The sequence below is a fragment of the Sphingomonas kaistensis genome (genome assembly GCF_011927725.1).
In the GTDB taxonomy this organism is placed as follows: domain Bacteria; phylum Pseudomonadota; class Alphaproteobacteria; order Sphingomonadales; family Sphingomonadaceae; genus Sphingomicrobium; species Sphingomicrobium kaistense.
On the sequence record NZ_JAATJC010000001.1, the window covers coordinates 2,114,266 to 2,128,291 of the forward strand.

16 protein-coding genes are annotated in these 14,026 nt (G+C 67.4%); 6 read left to right on the plus strand and 10 right to left on the minus strand.

Annotated elements, in window-relative coordinates:
- Positions 1-25: 25 nt before the first annotated feature.
- From GGQ97_RS10365 to GGQ97_RS10375, 3 genes are read right to left on the minus strand one after another with little or no spacing between them, the layout of a single operon-like run.
- Complete coding sequence (locus tag GGQ97_RS10365; RefSeq protein WP_168069337.1) at positions 26-388, minus strand: PH domain-containing protein; 363 nt, start codon at positions 386-388, stop codon at positions 26-28.
- Positions 388-1,512 (minus strand): Re/Si-specific NAD(P)(+) transhydrogenase subunit alpha, encoded by a 1,125-nt coding sequence (locus tag GGQ97_RS10370; RefSeq protein WP_168069339.1) that lies wholly within the window; start codon positions 1,510-1,512, stop codon positions 388-390. Before GGQ97_RS10370 ends, GGQ97_RS10365 begins: the two co-directional genes overlap by 1 nt.
- 4 nt (positions 1,513-1,516) lie before the next feature.
- Positions 1,517-1,666, minus strand: coding sequence for a hypothetical protein (locus GGQ97_RS10375; RefSeq protein WP_168069341.1), 150 nt, complete (start codon positions 1,664-1,666; stop codon positions 1,517-1,519).
- A 129-nt stretch (positions 1,667-1,795) separates the two neighbouring features.
- On the opposite strand from GGQ97_RS10375, the gene GGQ97_RS10380 reads away from it, so the two are divergent.
- Complete coding sequence (locus GGQ97_RS10380; RefSeq protein WP_425338720.1) at positions 1,796-3,232, plus strand: sigma-54-dependent transcriptional regulator; 1,437 nt, start codon at positions 1,796-1,798, stop codon at positions 3,230-3,232.
- 20 nt (positions 3,233-3,252) lie between these two features.
- The gene (locus GGQ97_RS10385) at positions 3,253-4,008 is read left to right on the plus strand and encodes a phosphodiester glycosidase family protein (protein WP_168069345.1); all 756 of its coding nucleotides are present in this window, start codon (positions 3,253-3,255) and stop codon (positions 4,006-4,008) included.
- Here GGQ97_RS10385 and folP read toward each other — a convergent pair.
- From folP to GGQ97_RS10400, 3 genes are all read right to left on the minus strand, one after another.
- The gene (folP, locus tag GGQ97_RS10390; RefSeq protein ID WP_168069347.1) at positions 4,005-5,075 is read right to left on the minus strand and encodes a dihydropteroate synthase; all 1,071 of its coding nucleotides are present in this window, start codon (positions 5,073-5,075) and stop codon (positions 4,005-4,007) included. The two genes, GGQ97_RS10385 and folP, sit on opposite strands and share 4 nt — an antisense overlap.
- Before the next feature lie 3 nt (positions 5,076-5,078).
- Positions 5,079-6,206 carry a site-specific DNA-methyltransferase gene (locus GGQ97_RS10395; protein WP_342448515.1) on the minus strand — a complete coding sequence of 376 codons (1,128 nt, stop codon included), beginning with the start codon at positions 6,204-6,206 and terminating at the stop codon, positions 5,079-5,081.
- Positions 6,207-6,405: 199 nt separating this feature from the next.
- Positions 6,406-7,038, minus strand: coding sequence for a ribonuclease HII (locus GGQ97_RS10400; protein ID WP_168069351.1), 633 nt, complete (start codon positions 7,036-7,038; stop codon positions 6,406-6,408).
- Between the two features lie 78 nt (positions 7,039-7,116).
- On the opposite strand from GGQ97_RS10400, the gene GGQ97_RS10405 reads away from it, so the two are divergent.
- Positions 7,117-7,875: a ZIP family metal transporter gene (locus GGQ97_RS10405; protein ID WP_168069353.1), complete on the plus strand. Its 759-nt coding sequence runs from the start codon at positions 7,117-7,119 to the stop codon at positions 7,873-7,875.
- Between the two features lie 42 nt (positions 7,876-7,917).
- Here the strand turns inward: GGQ97_RS10405 and msrA are convergent, their stop codons facing one another.
- Positions 7,918-8,457 carry a peptide-methionine (S)-S-oxide reductase MsrA gene (gene msrA, locus GGQ97_RS10410; RefSeq protein ID WP_168069355.1) on the minus strand — a complete coding sequence of 180 codons (540 nt, stop codon included), beginning with the start codon at positions 8,455-8,457 and terminating at the stop codon, positions 7,918-7,920.
- Between the two features lie 59 nt (positions 8,458-8,516).
- Positions 8,517-9,215 (minus strand): PilZ domain-containing protein, encoded by a 699-nt coding sequence (locus GGQ97_RS10415; RefSeq protein ID WP_342448516.1) that lies wholly within the window; start codon positions 9,213-9,215, stop codon positions 8,517-8,519.
- A gap of 117 nt (positions 9,216-9,332) precedes the next feature.
- On the opposite strand from GGQ97_RS10415, the gene GGQ97_RS10420 reads away from it, so the two are divergent.
- Together GGQ97_RS10420 and GGQ97_RS10425 are read left to right on the plus strand one after the other, a co-directional pair.
- A complete protein-coding gene (locus tag GGQ97_RS10420) occupies positions 9,333-9,725 on the plus strand; it encodes a response regulator (protein ID WP_168069359.1) in 393 nt (130 codons plus the stop codon).
- Positions 9,722-10,552 (plus strand): EAL domain-containing protein, encoded by an 831-nt coding sequence (locus GGQ97_RS10425; protein ID WP_168069361.1) that lies wholly within the window; start codon positions 9,722-9,724, stop codon positions 10,550-10,552. The genes GGQ97_RS10420 and GGQ97_RS10425 overlap by 4 nt, the downstream gene beginning before the upstream one ends.
- Here the strand turns inward: GGQ97_RS10425 and GGQ97_RS10430 are convergent.
- A complete protein-coding gene (locus GGQ97_RS10430; RefSeq protein ID WP_342448517.1) occupies positions 10,549-11,700 on the minus strand; it encodes an aminotransferase class I/II-fold pyridoxal phosphate-dependent enzyme in 1,152 nt (383 codons plus the stop codon). The genes GGQ97_RS10425 and GGQ97_RS10430 overlap by 4 nt on opposite strands.
- Positions 11,697-12,788: a CaiB/BaiF CoA transferase family protein gene (locus GGQ97_RS10435; RefSeq protein WP_168069363.1), complete on the minus strand. Its 1,092-nt coding sequence runs from the start codon at positions 12,786-12,788 to the stop codon at positions 11,697-11,699. Before GGQ97_RS10435 ends, GGQ97_RS10430 begins: the two co-directional genes overlap by 4 nt.
- A gap of 61 nt (positions 12,789-12,849) precedes the next feature.
- Here GGQ97_RS10435 and GGQ97_RS10440 point away from each other — a divergent pair, with 61 nt between their 5' ends.
- Positions 12,850-13,983 (plus strand): acyl-CoA dehydrogenase family protein, encoded by a 1,134-nt coding sequence (locus tag GGQ97_RS10440; RefSeq protein WP_168069365.1) that lies wholly within the window; start codon positions 12,850-12,852, stop codon positions 13,981-13,983.
- Positions 13,984-14,026 lie beyond the last annotated feature (43 nt).

The window sequence follows — 14,026 nt, forward strand, 5'->3', positions numbered from 1 at the left end:
GCCAGCCGCTTTCGCCTCCAGTCCGCTAGCGCAGGATCCCGTGCGCCAGGACCTGCTGGATCATGGTCAGGTTGCTCCCGCGGCCGATCTTGATCTCGAGCGGCTGGGACGCTCCCGCCAGCCAGAACACCATGTCGGCTTCGAGGTCGAAGGTTCCCGCGGTTTCCAGGCTGAAGCGGGTGATCGAGCGATAGGGGATCGACTGGATCGAAACCTTCTTGCCGACCCACCCCTGGATGTTGACCAGGCACAGCCGGCGATCGGTCAGGAAAGCGATGTCGCGAACGGTCTTGAACGCGATCAGCACTTCCTCGCCGTCGAGCAGCAGCGCGGCATACCGCCGCGCGATCTCGTCGGTATCGACCTCGGTGGCCGAAAACAGGCCCATCAGGCGAGGCGCTCGCTGACCACCTTGCCATCGCGGGTCAGGCGAACGCCCTTCACGATCTCGTCCTCGTCGGAGAGTACCGGGCGGCCCGCGTCCTTATCCCAGAAGGCGGACAGGAAGTTGAACAGGTTGCGGGCATAAAGCGCGCTCGAATCGGCGGGAAGCGAGCGGGCGAGATTGCTTGCCCCGATGATGGTGACGCCATGCCGCTCGACCGTTTCGCCGGGGACGCAGCCCTCGACATTACCGCCGGCATCGGCCGCCAAATCGACGATCACGCTGCCGGGACGCATGGTGGCGACCTGCGCGTCGCTGATCAGGCGCGGGGCGGGCTTGCCCGGAATCAGCGCGGTGGTGACCACGATGTCCTGCTTGGCGAGGTGGGCGGAGACGAGCTCGGCCTGTGCCTTGCGATATTCCTCGCTGGTCTCCCCGGCATAGCCGCCCTGCCCCTCGCCTTCGATCCCTGCGACGCCTTCGACGAAGATCGGCTTGGCACCAAGGCTCTGGATCTGCTCGCGAGTGGCGGATCGGACGTCGGTGGCACTGACCTGCGCGCCGAGGCGCCGGGCGGTGGCGATCGCCTGCAGGCCGGCGACGCCGACCCCCATGACGAAGGCGCGGGCGGGGCTGACGGTGCCAGCGGCGGTCATCATCATCGGAAACGCCCGCCCATAGGCCGCAGCGGCGTCGATCACCGCCTTGTAGCCGGCCAGGTTGGACTGGGAGGAGAGGACATCCATCGATTGCGCGCGGGTGATACGCGGCATCCATTCCATGGTCAGCGCCTCGATCCCGGAAGCGGCGTAGGCGTCGATGGCTTCGCGGCGGCGGAACGGGTCGAGGATCCCGACTAGGAGCGCGCCCGGTGCGATGCCGGACAGCTCGGCGGTATCGGGACCACTGACGCTCAGCACCAGCTCGGCGCCGTCCAGCACTTGCCCGCGCGGACCGACCGTTGCACCGGCGTCGGTGTAGTCGCTGTCGCTGATCCCGGCCCTGCCTCCGGCCCCCGCTTCCACCGCCACGCTGGCGCCCAGCGCCGCCAGCTTCTTCACCGTTTCCGGAATGGCGGCGACGCGAGTTTCGCCCGGTGCCGTTTCGGCGAGGACCGCGACCTTCAAGGCCTCAGCTCGCGAGGATGATCATGACAAGGAACCCGATGATCAACGCGGTCACTGCGCCCCACTTCAGCATGGTGATGAGGAGGCTGTAATCCTCCTTGGCGCGGTTGAAATCGACCGGGCTGTCGGTGTTCGAAGTCGGTTCGGCGGCCATGGTTGCTCCCTTGTGTGGCATGTTTGGCGAGGGTCATAGCCGCTTGGCGCGTCGCTCCCAAGCCCCTGCGCCCCGTCACGGTTTGTTTACCGTCCCTGTCCTATGGTGCCGGGCAAGGGAGCCCATCACTTGCGCGCCGACACCGTCCGATTCCTGTTGCTGATCGACGCCGATCCTGCCGAACGGCGGGTCGTCGCGGCGACTGCTGCGCGGGCGGGCTGGAACACGCTTGGAAGCCCGTCGGGCGATCAGGTCCAGGAGCTGCTCGGCGGTCCCAATGGCCATGAGATAAGGGCGGTCCTGGTCGGTAACTGGGACATCAATGGCGGTCCGGCGCTGGTCCGGGCCCTCCGCGCCGATCGCCCGGGCCTTCCCATCATCGTCCTCGCCGAGGGCGGCTCGGTCGGCCAGGCGGTGGAAGCGATGCGGGCGGGCGCCAGCGATTTCCTGGTCCGTCCGGTTGCCCCGGAACGACTGCTCGACGCGCTTGCCGCCAATGCCGACCGCCGACGCGCCTCGGGTGAACTGGCGCCGCTCTCGGAGAAGATGGCCCCCAGCCTCGCGCTTGAGGAACTGGTCGGCGGCGCTCCCGACTTTCGTGCCGCGCTTGCGGTCGCGGCCAAGGCCGCGCGCAGCCGGCTGCCCCTGCTGATCGTCGGCGAGGCGGGCTCCGGCAAGGAAACCATCTCCCGCGCGGTCCACGAGGCGAGCCCGCGCGCTCGCTCCTCGTTCGTCGCGCTCGACTGCCGGGCGGTACCGGCCAACATCGTCGACAGCGAATTGTTCGGCCATGTCGCGGGCGCCTTTCCCGGTGCCTTCGCCGAGCGGGTCGGCAAGCTGGTCGAGGCCGATGGCGGAACCCTCCTGCTCGATGAGATCGGCGACCTGCCCGCCGCCACACAGGCCGCGCTCGACCGTGTGCTTGCGACCGGCGAGGTCCGTCCGGTCGGCTGCAACGGCTCGAACAGCGTCGACGTCCGCCTGATCGCCACCACCAGCAGGCCGCTCCCCGACAGTTTCGACCCCGGTCTCGCCGAGCGTCTATCTGGCACCGTGGTCGTTGTCCCCGCCTTGCGTGAGCGCAGCGGGGACATTCCGGCGCTCGCCCGCCACCTCCTCGCCCGGCACACCGGGCAGCCCGGCATCCGCCCGCTGTCGATCGCGGAAGACGCGCTGCAGGTGCTGATGCGTTACGGCTGGCCGGGCAACGTCCGGCAGTTGTCCAACGTCCTGTTCCGCGCCGCCCTGCAATGCGAAGGGTCGGCGCTCACCTCCGACGACTTCCCGCACATCGCGCTCCAGTCGCGGTTCACCAACCGCGTCGGCGATAACGCCGGCGAGATCGGGACCGTTGCGACCTCGGCGGCACTGGCCGGCGGGCAGTCGATCACCCTATGGCAGGCCGACGGGCACCTCCGCTCGCTCGAAGAGATCGAGGGCGACCTCATCCGTCTCGCCATCGGTCACTATCGCGGCAAGATGACCGAGGTCGCGCGGCGGCTCGGGATCGGCCGCTCGACCCTCTACCGCAAGCTGGCCGAGCTCGGCATCGACACCGGCGCCTGAAGCGCCCACATGGGGCGGCGATGCAGATCGTCCTGCTCCTCGTGCTCCTGCTCGCCGCGTGCAAGCGTCCCGACCCCGCCCCCGATGTCGGCGACACGGCGGCGACCGGTGCGTGCCGATCCCTGCTGTTCGAGGGCCAGCGCTTCACCATCTGCCGCGATCCCGGTGCGCGGCTGGAGCTTGCGCTCGACGATCCGCGAGGTCGTCCGCTGCGCAGCTTCGTCGCGCTCGAACAGGTGCTGGGGCCGCGCGCCGCCAAGGTCCGCTTCGCGATGAACGCCGGCATGTTCGACGAGGAGGGGCGACCGATCGGGCTCGCCATCTCCGAACGACTCGAGGCGCGGGGGATCAACCGGCGGACGGACGGCGGCGGCAATTTCCACCTCCAGCCCAACGGCGTCTTCCTTGTCCGTGATGACGGCACTGCCGCGGTCGTCGCGACCCCCTACTTCCGCCCCTCCGCAGCAATCCGCCTGGCCACGCAGAGTGGACCGATGCTGGTCATCGACGGCAGGTTGAATCCCCGCTTCGATGCCGACGGCCGCTCCCGGCATGTCCGCAACGGGGTGGGCGTCGATCCGGACGGTGTCCCGGTGTTCGCGATCAGCGATGCGCCGGTCAGCTTCGGCAGGTTCGCCCGGTTGTTTGCCGGGCCGCTCGAATGCCGCAATGCGCTTTATCTCGATGGCGCGGTGTCGAGCCTGTGGGATCCGGCGAACTTCCGGATGGACGGGCTGGTCCCGATCGGACCGATGATCGTTGCCGTGGCGCCTTAAAGCCTGGGCGTAAGTGCCTGGTCCCTCAGGCCGCGCCATACTCGCAGCGCTTGAACTGTCTCGAACACGTCATGCGCACGGATCAGGTGCGTCCCCTGCTCCGCCGCCTTGATCGCCAGGGTCACGCTTCCGCCCAGCCTGCGGTCGGCCGGCGCTTCATTATGCAGCGCGCCGATGGTCCGCTTGCGGCTGGCCCCGACCAGCAAGGGGCAGCCGAGCGCATGAAAGGCGGCGAGCCCGTTCATCAGCTCGAGATTGTGGGCGACGCTTTTGCCGAAGCCGATCCCCGGATCGACGATGATCTTCTCACGGCCAATCCCGGCATCGACCGCCGCGGCAATCCGGTCCTCGAGCCAGAAGAACACCTCGACCAGCGCCCCCCGCGGATAGGAAGGCGCATCCTGCATGGTTTCGGGAGCGCCCTGGTGATGCATCAGGACCACCGGAACGCCGGCCTTTGCGACCACTTCGGCCGAGCGCTGGTCCCAGCCCAATGCCGAGACGTCGTTGACGAGGGTCGCCCCGGCGGCAATCGCCGCTTCCATCACGGCCGCCTTGCGGGTGTCGATCGACACTGCCGCGCCGCCTGCCGCGAGCCTCTGGACCAAGGGCACCACCCGTTCGATCTCGTCGCCTTCCCACACCTGGCGTGCGCCGGGCCGGGTGCTTTCGCCGCCGACATCGAGGATTGCGGCACCCGCTTCGGCGGCCGCAAAGCCGTCGTCGGCGCTCGCGGACTGCCCGCCGCCTGAAAAGCTGTCGGGCGTCGCGTTGAGGATCGCCATCAGCTGCGGCTGGTCGAGGCGGATGGTCCGGCTACCGAGCGTAAGCGGCTTGCGCACCGCGGTCAGCGCCGCCCAGTCCGACGCCATGGCGTCATTCTCGAGCCGCCCCTCGACCTGATCGACTGGCACGAGGCTGGAGGTCACCCGCCCGTTTTCACCGACCGCGAGCAATTCCACTGCCGAGAACCAGCACATGGTCCCGGCCAGGCGCGCGACCTGTCCGTCATAGCCAAAGGGCGCGTCGACGAAGCCGGTCGGGCGAAGAAGGGTGCGAAAGGCCATGGCTCAGCTGAGCGCCGCCAGATGCTCTTGCCGCAGCGTGTCGAGCGGAACCAGCCCGTCCTTCCGTTCAATGTGCCAGAAGGTCCAGCCATTGCAGCTCGGCGCCTTGTTGAGCCCGGCGCCGACCTTGTGGATCGACCCTGCATGCGGCCCACAACTGAGCGACCCGTCCGCCCGCACCGCGGCCTTCCAGCGCCGCTTGGAGTCCATCAGCACGGTTCCCGGTTGCACCAGGCCGCTTTCGACCAGCAGGCCAAAGGCGACTCGCGGCTGCGAACGCCTGTCCGGCACCGTCTCCATCGCGCTTTCGTCGAGCGGAAGGGTAGCCGCGATGCGCGCGCGGGCGGCTTCGATATAATCGGCTTCCCGCTCGATCCCGATCCAGTGCCGTCCAAGCCGCTTGGCCACCGCACCGGTGGTGCCGGTCCCGAAAAAGGGGTCGAGCACCGTGTCGCCCGGCTGCGTGCAGGCGAGCAGGACACGGTAAAGCAGGCTTTCGGGCTTCTGGGTCGGATGCGCCTTGTGCCCATCGCCGCCCTTCAGCCGCTCGGCGCCCGAGCAGATCGGAAGCACCCAGTCGGAACGCATCTGGAGGTCGTCGTTCAGCGCCTTCATCGCGCGATAATTGAAGGTGTAGCGGCTGTCCTGCGACTTGGAGCACCACAGCAACGTCTCGTGCGCATTGGTGAAGCGGGTGCCGCGGAAGTTCGGCATCGGGTTCGACTTGCGCCACACGATGTCGTTGAGGATCCAGAAGTCGAGATCCTGCAGCGCGGCGCCGACGCGGAAGATGTTATGATAGCTGCCGATCACCCAGATCGCGCCATCGTCCTTCAGGATTCGGCGCGCTTCGGCCAGCCAGGCACGCGTAAACTGGTCGTAGGCGGCGAGGCTGTCGAACCGATCCCAATCGTTGTCCACCGCATCGACCCGTCCGCCTTCGGGCCGGAACAGGTCGCCGCCAAGTTGCAGATTGTAGGGCGGATCGGCGAAGATCAGGTCGACGCTGCAGGCGGGAAGCGCGCGCATCGCCTCGATGCAGTCGCCCGCGATGATCCGACCGCTGGGGTCGGCATCGGCCTTGCGACGGACGCGCGGCGTCGCGTCCCGAACGGGCGTCATGAGGTTCATCGGTGGCTTCCCCCTGCTTTCGACCGCCATGGTGAGTCCGGCATGAGTCCGGGTCAACGAGGAAAGGGTTAACGGCCAGACAGGAGACATGGGAACGGAACGAGTCCGCAACGAGCCCGGCACAAGATATTGAGTCCGAACGCCTCGACGAGACTCAAGCTGATGTGGTGTTGCGGCGAGGACTCAGCCCCGCGGCCTTCTATTCGGCGGCGACTGCCAGCGTCGGCTGAGCGGCCGCGGCGAGTGCTTCCCGGACCAGGCCAAAGCTGCGGCGATGAAGCGGCGTTGGACCCAGGTCACGCAAGGCGCGACGATGGCCGGCGGTCGGATAACCGCGGTTCCGCTCCCACCCATAGCCCGGATAATCCGCCGCATGGGCAGCCATGATCCGGTCGCGGGTAACCTTGGCGATGATCGAGGCGGCGGCGATCGAGCGGCAGCGGGCATCGCCCGCCACGATCGCCCGGGAAGGCCGCTCCCACCTGGGGCAGCGATTCCCATCCACCAGGACGAAGGCGGGATCGAAGCCGAGCGATTCGACCGCGCGGGCCATCGCCAGCATCCGCGCCCAGTAGATGTTGAGGGCGTCGATTTCCTCGACCGAGACGATCCCCACGCCGCAGCGGGCCGACCGCATCAGCTTGGCGTAGAGCGCCTCGCGGGCCTCGAGGTTGAGCTTCTTGCTATCGTCGATCCCGCGCGGAAAGCGCTCCCGGTCCAACACCACGGCGCCGGCCACCACGGGACCGGCAAGCGGTGCGCAGCCAGCCTCGTCCACCCCGGCGAGAGGCAGCGGGTGATCCCTCTCGAGCTTGAAGCAGGGTCGCGCCATTTGAGGGACTTAGCACAGCAATCCCGCTACGGAAGCTCGCCGAGGCAACCCTCTGCCTCACCCGGGCATTTGCGCCTCATGCCGATTGCGCTGCAAGCGGGCCTGTGGGGCCTCCTCTCGGGCTCGGCCCTGGTTCTGGGCGCGCTGGTTGGATGGTTCGTGCCCCTGAAGCAGCGGGTGGTGGCCGCGATCATGGCCTTTGGCGCAGGCGTGCTGATTTCCGCTTTGTCGTTCGAACTCGTCGACGAGGCGTGGAAACAGGGCGGCTTTCCCCCGGTCGCGAGCGGCTTTTTGGCCGGCGCGCTGGTCTACACGCTGGCCAACTACTGGCTGAGCCACCGCGGCGCCCGTCACCGCAAGCGCAGCCATGAGAAGAAGCGCGCCGCGCAGGTCGGCAAGCATCCCGACAACAGCGCCGCGCTAGCACTCGGAGCACTGCTTGATGGCATTCCCGAAAGCATCGTCATCGGGGTCAGCCTGCTGGAAGGCGGAGCGGTCGGCCTGGTCGCGGTGGTAGCCGTCTTTCTGTCCAATATCCCGGAAGGTCTATCGAGCGCGGCGGGGATGAAAGCCGAGGGCAAGCGCCCGCGCACCGTCTTTGCGCTGTGGGGCGGGATTGCGCTGGTGTCCGGGATTTCGGCGGCGCTGGGGTACATCCTGTTTGCGGGTGTCCAGCCGGAGGTCCTCGCCTTTGTCCAGGCGATCGCCGCCGGTGCGATCCTTGCCATGATCGTCGACACCATGGTCCCGGAAGCGTTCGAAGGCACTCACGATTTCGCCGGCCTGATCAGCGTCGCCGGCTTTCTTGCAGCCTTCGGGCTGAGCCGGCTGGCTTGACCGCCCCTTCCCGCGCCAGCACGCGGGAAAGGGGTGGCCGGTTCAGGCGTCGGCCTTCAAGCGGTTCTGAAAGCTCTTGCGCAACTTGTTGAGCTTGGGGGGAATCACCGCCATGCAATAGGGATTGCGCTGGCCTTCGGTTTCCCAATAATTCTGGTGGTAATCCTCGGCCGGATACCAGGTCGAAGCGGGCTCGATAGTGGTCACGATCTTGCCGTTCTGCTCGGCGTTGAGCGCAGCGATCTTGGCGCGGGCCTCCTCTTCCTGCTCGTCGGAAAGCGGGAAGATCGCGCTGCGATACTGGGTCCCGATGTCATTGCCCTGCCGATTGAGCTGGGTCGGGTCGTGGGTGGCGAAGAAGATGTCGAGAAGGTCGCCATAGGCCAGGACCGAGGGGTCGAAGGTGACGCGGATTGCCTCGGCGTGGCCGGTATCGCCCCCGCACACCTGCTTGTAGGTCGGATTGACGGTCTGGCCGCCGATGTAGCCGCTTTCGACGCCGCTCACGCCGGCGACGTCAAGGAACACCGCTTCCGTGCACCAGAAGCAGCCGCCGGCGAGAATGGCTTGTTGTTCGCTCATTGAAGCACTCCGATTGGTTCGGAGCGCATGTAAGGTTGGTGGGCTCGCTTTGCGAGAAGTCAGTGGCGATAACTGGCCTTGAGGCTGGCCAGCTCGAGGCGCTTCCCGACCCATTCCGCAAGCTCGTCGAAGCTCAGTTCGCGCTCGAAGACGATGCCTGCGCGGCGGTCGGAATACCACCGCACCTCGCCCTTGATCGGGCGCAGGCTCTCGACCACCACCACGACCTTGGCACCGATGCAGTAATCGTCGATCGGCCCGACCTTCATGCCGCCGAGCGACATGTCGTGGACGTCGACCTTGTAATAAAGCTTGCCGATCTTGACGGTGGCCGAGCAGCCGACCTCGAGCCGCGGAGGGCGAGGCCGGAAGCCATGGCGCGGCTTGCGGCCCGCCAGCAGCTCGCCGAGGTCCAGGCTCTGGTCGAACTTGAGCCCGATCAGGCCTTCGCGGATCCACACCACGCCAGCCGGGATCTTCTGGTTGTTGAACTCGACCTTCACGTCGGTCCCGACCGGTGGGCATCGGGTGCAATCGGCCATCAGGCCGCCTGCCGACATGTTGCGAATGCGGATCAGCTGTTCGCCGATCGGGCTGTCGAGCTTGGCGACGCGCAAGGTCGGGAGGATGCGGTCGTCGGTCCGGCGCTCGGGCGGGCGGGGAACGGCCAGGCTGAGCGACACGGTGGTCGAGTCGAACGCGGCGGCATCGGTCTCTGCCGGGCGCCTCAATTGGCGGCGGATCAGGCTATGAAACACGCGTCCCTGTCTCCCTCGCGACATCGGCCACGCAACGACGCAGCGAGAGACTTCTACGGCACCCACGGTTAAGAAGCGGTTGCAAGTCTGAAGCAAAGGCTTGAAGGGGTGGCAACAATGCCAGAACTGCCCCGCCTGTTGCTTATCGACGACGAACCCGCGCTTGCCGACTACATGGCGGCAGCGGCCAGGATGACCGGATTCGAGCCGACCATCGCCGCCGAGCAGGCGAGCTTCGTCGCCGCCTTCGGCGCAGCGCGGCCCGAAGTGGTGGTGCTGGACCTTGGCATGCCCAATACCGATGGGGTCGAGTATCTGCGGTTTCTTGCCGATCACGACTTCACCGGCCCGGTGCTGATCGTTTCCGGATTCGACCGGCGCGTGCTCGAAAGTGCCTTCAGGCTCGGTACCGAACTCGGCCTGCTGATGGCCGGTCCGCTCGAAAAGCCGGTGCGCCTCGAGGATCTCGAAAACCTCCTGCTGTCGTTGAACCCAGGCCGAGTCGGGTGAACAAGGAAGACGTGCGGCTGCTCGACGAGCTTGAGCGGGCGCTCCGGCAAGGCGGGCTGCGGCTCGCCTATCAACCCAAGGTCGATGCACTGGACGGGTCGCTGGTGCGGGTCGAAGCCTTGATGCGCTGGACCCACCCGGAGCTTGGCGCGGTGCCCCCTGCCCGCTTCGTGCCGCTGGCCGAAATGCATGGCCTGATCGACGGCCTGACCCAATGGGCCCTGCGCACGGCGCTTCGCCAGTGGCGGGTGTGGAAGAACGCCGGCCTCGACACGTCGGTGGCGGTCAACATCTCCGCCATGAGCCTCGAACAGCTCGACTTTCCCGACCTGGTCGAACGGCTTTGCCGGGCGCTCGACGTGCCCGTTGACCGGCTGGTGCTTGAGCTGACCGAAGGCGCGACGCAGCCGCTGATCAACCTGATGGACACCCTGACCCGCTTCCGGATCAAGGGCGTGGGGCTGGCGCTGGACGATTTCGGCACCGGCTATTCGGGCCTGATCCAGCTTCGCAAGCTGCCGTTCAACGAGATCAAGATCGATCGCCAGTTCGTCACCGACCTGCCGACCAGCCGCGACGACCAGGTCATCGTCCGCTCGGTGATCGAACTCGCCCACGGGCTGGGGCTCCAGGTCACCGCCGAGGGCGTCGAGACGGTGGAGCAACTGGCCGCGCTGCGCGACCTCGGCTGCGATCTCATCCAGGGTTACCTCGTCGCCCATCCGCTGGAAGCCGGCGAGCTGGTCGCCTGGGCAAGCCGGCACAAGCGGCGGTGGAAGCTGCTGATCCGCCCGCCGCAGGAAGAACCCCGGCGGATCAAGGCTTAGATGGTCAGGGCCAGCTGGCGGGCCGTTGCCATCGCCGCGATCGCCCCATCGATTGTCTCGTCGCGCTTGGCAAAGCACAGCCGCACCAAACCGCGTTCCGGTTCGCCCTCGGTGAACGGGGACAAGGGAATGACCGCAATGCCGGCCTGCTCGACCGCAAGCGTCGCGAACGCACGGTCGTCGAGGCCGATGCCCGATGCCCTGAGGTCGACGCACTGGAAATAAGTGCCCTCGCTCGGCAGCAGGGCATAACCGGCACGCTCCAGCCCCTCAGCAAGCCGCTGCCGGGCGCGTGCAAACCCGTGGCGCGGCCCATCGAGCCATTCGCCGTGGCCAAGCCCGAACGCGACCGCAGCCTGCAGATGGGGCGGAGTGGCGAAGGTCAGATACTGGTGGGCACGGGCGATCACGCTCGCCAGTTCCGCCGGGCCCGCCGCCCAGCCCACCTTCCAACCGGTCAGCGAGAAGATCTTGCCCGCCGAACCGACCTTGATGGTCCGCTCGGGTGCGATCGAGGCGAGCGAGGTGAACCGCACGCCCGGTGCCAGCACCTCCTCCCAGACCTCGTCGCTGAGGATCAGGAGGTCATGCTCGCGGGCCACGTCGGCCAGCAGCTGCAGCTCCCTGGCATCGAGCAGCCGGCCGGTCGGATTGTGCGGATTGTTGACGACCAGCAGGCGGGTCGCCGGCGTGATCACCGCTTCGAGCGACGCGCGGTCGACCTGCCAGGTCGGCGGACGCAGAACGACCTCCTGCACGTGCCCGCCTGCCCGCCGGATCAACGGCGCGTAGGCATCGTAGGCCGGCGCGATGACGATTGCGCCGTCGCCGGGCTCGAGCGCGGCGAGCAGCACGGCGGCGATCGCTTCGGTGGCACCGCTGGTCACGACGAATTGCTCCGGCGTGAGCGTGAGGCCCTGTCGATCGGCATAAAAGGCCGTCAGCGCCTCGCGCAGCACCGGGAGGCCGCGCGAGGGCGGATATTGGTTGCTTCCCTCCCGCACCAGCCGCGCGGCTTCGTCGAGCAGGGGGTCGGGCCAGCCGAAGTCGGGAAAGCCCTGGCCCAGGTTCAGTGCGCCATGCCGGGCGGCGGCAAGGCTCATCTCCTCGAAGATGCTGACCTTCATGGTTTCGAATTGCGGGTTCACAGCAACACCTTGCGCGCTCTCAGTTCCGCCACGTCGGCCTCTGGCCAGCCCCATTCGGCAAGGATCGCAGCGCCGTCGGCTCCCTCATCATGCGGGGCACGAGGCGGTGGCGGCGGCGTGCCTTCGAGCCTTGGCGCCGGGCGCGGCTGAACCACGCCATCGAGGTCGAAGAAAGTCCCTCGCTCGCGATTGTGCGGGTGGGCCGGCGCTTCGCCGAGGCCCAGCACCGGCGCGACGCAGGCTTCCTTGCCCGCGAAATGGCCGACCCACGCATCGCGGGGCCGCGTGGCGAAGGCCGCGGCGATCGCCGGGCGATCCGCGCCCGACGGAAGGCCAAGCCCGTCGTACAGCGCAGCGCGAAACTGCGGTTCGATCGCCCCGACCGCAATGTCCTTGCCGTCGGCGCAGCGATAGCAGCCGTAGATGGGATCACCGCCGTCGAGCAGGTTCGCCTGCCGCTCGTCGCGCCACAGGCCGGCCGCGCGAAGCCCGTAGATGATCGCCCCGGTCAGCGCCGCGCCGTCGGTCATCGCGGCATCGACCACCTGGCCCTGCCCCGTCCGCTGTGCCGCGATCAGTCCGGCCAGCATCCCGAACGCCAGCATCAGGCCGCCGCCGGCATAGTCCGCGACGAGGTTGAGCGGCACGGCGGGCGGGCGATCCGCCTCGCCGATGCAGGACAGCAGCCCGGTGATCGCAAGGTAATTGATGTCATGTCCGGCGTCCTGCGCCAGCGGGCCGGACTGGCCCCACCCCGTCACCCGCCCATAGACCAGGCGCGGGTTCTCGCCGAGAAGCTGCTCGGGTCCGAGCCCAAGCCGCTCCATCACTCCGGGCCGATAGCCCTCGATCAAGCCGTCCGCCTTTCCCGCAAGGCGGCGGACGATGCCGCGCCCTTCCTCCTGCCGCAGGTCGAGCGCGATGCTTTCACGATTGCGGGTCAGCGGATCGTTCGGGACCGACAGGTTGCCCGGCCGTTCGACCCGGATCACCCGGGCGCCATGATCGGCCAGCATCATCGCGGCGAACGGCCCGGGTCCGAGCCCGGCCATCTCGATGATCGTCAATCCTTCGAGCGCACCGGCCATTCGATCCCCTTTCCTTTGCCGCCTTGGCGCCTAGGCTGGTGCAAACGCAAGGGAGATCGAAATGCTGGACACCTCGACCCGGACCCTGTTCGAGTCAGAGCATGATTCCTTCCGCGACACGGTGCGGCGGGTGGTCGAAACGCTCGATACTGACCGGCACGAACGCGAAGGAATCGTGGAGCGCGAGGCGTGGCTGCGCGCGGGCGAAGCGGGCATGCTGTGCCCCACCGTGCCGGAGGAATATGGCGGCCTCGGCCTCGATTTCCGCTTCAACGCCATTGTCTCGGAAGAAGCGTCCTACGCCGGCAGCGCCGTCGGCTGGTCGCTGCAGAGCGACATCGTCGCCGACTACGTCCTCGCCTACGGCAACGAGGAGCAAAAGAAGAAATGGCTGCCCCGGATGGTTTCGGGCGAGGCGATCACCGCCATTGCGATGACCGAGCCGGGCGCCGGAAGCGACCTCCAGGGCATGAAGACGATTGCCCGCAAGTCGGGCAACGGGTGGCGGCTGTCGGGCTCCAAGACCTATATCACCAACGGCCAGGCGGCCGACCTCGTCATCGTCTGCGCCCGCACCACCGAGGAAGGTGGCGCTCGCGGCATCTCGCTCTTCCTCGTCGAGACCGGCGACGAGGGGTTCAGCCGCGGCCGCAACCTCGACAAGATCGGGCTTCACGGCAACGACACCTCCGAACTCTTCTTCGATGAAGTTCCGCTTCCCGCCGATCGCCTCCTCGGGGCGGAGAATGGCGGTTTCGCCATGCTGATGAACCAGCTTCCGCAGGAACGCCTGTCGATTGCGGTCCAGTGCCAGGCCGCCGCCCAGCGCGCGTTCGACCTGGCGCTCGAGTTCACCAAGGACCGCAAGGCGTTCGGCAAGAGCGTGTTCGAATTCCAGAACACCCGCTTCACGCTGGCCGACCTCAAGACCCGGTTGCAGGTCGGCTGGGCACACCTCGACTGGGCGATCGCGCGGCATCTGGAAGGCAAGCTCACGCCGGCGGAAGCAAGCGCTGCAAAGCTGTTCCATTCGGAGCTTCAGTTCGCCGCCTGCGATACCTCGCTCCAGCTTCACGGCGGCGCCGGCTACATGAACGAATATCCGATCGCGCGTCTGTGGCGCGATGCCCGGGTCACGCGCATCTATGGCGGCACCAGTGAAATCATGAAGGAGTTGATCGCCCGTTCGATCTGAGTTGTCGGCGGCGGTTCGAAACCCTATCCCACTTACATTGTTG

Bases quoted from the DNA above. Each gene is read 5' to 3' on its own strand.
- GGQ97_RS10385 (WP_168069345.1), top strand. From the start codon at position 3,253: ATGCAGATCGTCCTGCTCCTCGTGCTCCTGCTCGCCGCGTGCAAGCGT.
- GGQ97_RS10365 (WP_168069337.1), bottom strand. From the start codon at position 388: ATGGGCCTGTTTTCGGCCACCGAGGTCGATACCGACGAGATCGCGCGG.
- GGQ97_RS10420 (WP_168069359.1), top strand. From the start codon at position 9,333: ATGCCAGAACTGCCCCGCCTGTTGCTTATCGACGACGAACCCGCGCTT.
- folP (WP_168069347.1), bottom strand. From the start codon at position 5,075: ATGGCCTTTCGCACCCTTCTTCGCCCGACCGGCTTCGTCGACGCGCCC.
- GGQ97_RS10405 (WP_168069353.1), top strand. From the start codon at position 7,117: ATGCCGATTGCGCTGCAAGCGGGCCTGTGGGGCCTCCTCTCGGGCTCG.
- GGQ97_RS10400 (WP_168069351.1), bottom strand. From the start codon at position 7,038: ATGGCGCGACCCTGCTTCAAGCTCGAGAGGGATCACCCGCTGCCTCTC.
- GGQ97_RS10440 (WP_168069365.1), top strand. From the start codon at position 12,850: ATGCTGGACACCTCGACCCGGACCCTGTTCGAGTCAGAGCATGATTCC.
- GGQ97_RS10435 (WP_168069363.1), bottom strand. From the start codon at position 12,788: ATGGCCGGTGCGCTCGAAGGATTGACGATCATCGAGATGGCCGGGCTC.
- msrA (WP_168069355.1), bottom strand. From the start codon at position 8,457: ATGAGCGAACAACAAGCCATTCTCGCCGGCGGCTGCTTCTGGTGCACG.
- GGQ97_RS10395 (WP_342448515.1), bottom strand. From the start codon at position 6,206: ATGAACCTCATGACGCCCGTTCGGGACGCGACGCCGCGCGTCCGTCGC.
- GGQ97_RS10375 (WP_168069341.1), bottom strand. From the start codon at position 1,666: ATGGCCGCCGAACCGACTTCGAACACCGACAGCCCGGTCGATTTCAAC.